This is a genomic window from Cupriavidus sp. SIMBA_020 (genome assembly GCF_046535395.1).
Taxonomy (GTDB): Bacteria; Pseudomonadota; Gammaproteobacteria; order Burkholderiales; family Burkholderiaceae; genus Cupriavidus; species Cupriavidus campinensis.
Window position 1 is genome coordinate 1 of the sequence record NZ_JAWRWU010001785.1, and the last position, 232, is coordinate 232.

General features: G+C 71.6%; 1 pseudogene. It reads left to right on the top strand.

The features are described from left to right. Positions 1-24: 24 nt before the first annotated feature. Positions 25-232: pseudogene (locus tag SB751_RS35750) on the top strand (hypothetical protein); the annotation flags it as partial.

Here is a 232-nt window from a genome sequence, read left to right on the forward strand (position 1 = left end):
GACGTCCACGTGGAGGGTTGAGCCGTGAATGCACCCATCGCCAACACCGTGCCGCTGCGCGCCGTGCCCGCGCCCAGCCAGAAATACCTGGACTATCTGCGGCGCGACCGCGCCCGCCGCCGCAACATCCGCCTGGCCCAGGTGCTGCTGGACCAGTTGGCCGCCGCGCCGCAGCTGGACCTGATGCTGCCGCTGCCCCACGACGTGCGCCTGCGGTCGATCTACCGCAGCC